Here is a 232-nt window from a genome sequence, read left to right as displayed (position 1 = left end):
CGGAGCAGGGGGAACCGGCATGGGCACAAGATGGTAGCTATCAGGCCGTCAGGCTCATCCAGTTCCGCGTGGAATTCTGGGACCGTACGCCGCTTAAAGAGCAGCAAACGATTTTCGGCCGCGATAAACATACCGGCGCACCGCTGGGTATGCAGCACGAGCATGATGTGCCGGATTACGCCAACGATCCCGAAGGCGAGGTAATTGCACTCGACAGCCATATCCGTCTGGC

At 58.6% G+C, this 232-nt stretch carries 1 pseudogene; it reads left to right on the top strand.

The features are described 5' to 3' along the window. Positions 1-232: pseudogene (locus FDX22_RS22060) on the top strand (Dyp-type peroxidase domain-containing protein); the annotation flags it as partial.

Source organism: Citrobacter sp. TBCS-14 (assembly GCF_005280805.1).
Taxonomy (GTDB): Bacteria; Pseudomonadota; Gammaproteobacteria; order Enterobacterales; family Enterobacteriaceae; genus Citrobacter; species Citrobacter gillenii.
The sequence above is the reverse complement of the archived record's forward strand: the minus strand, read 5'-3'. Positions and strand labels throughout refer to the sequence as shown.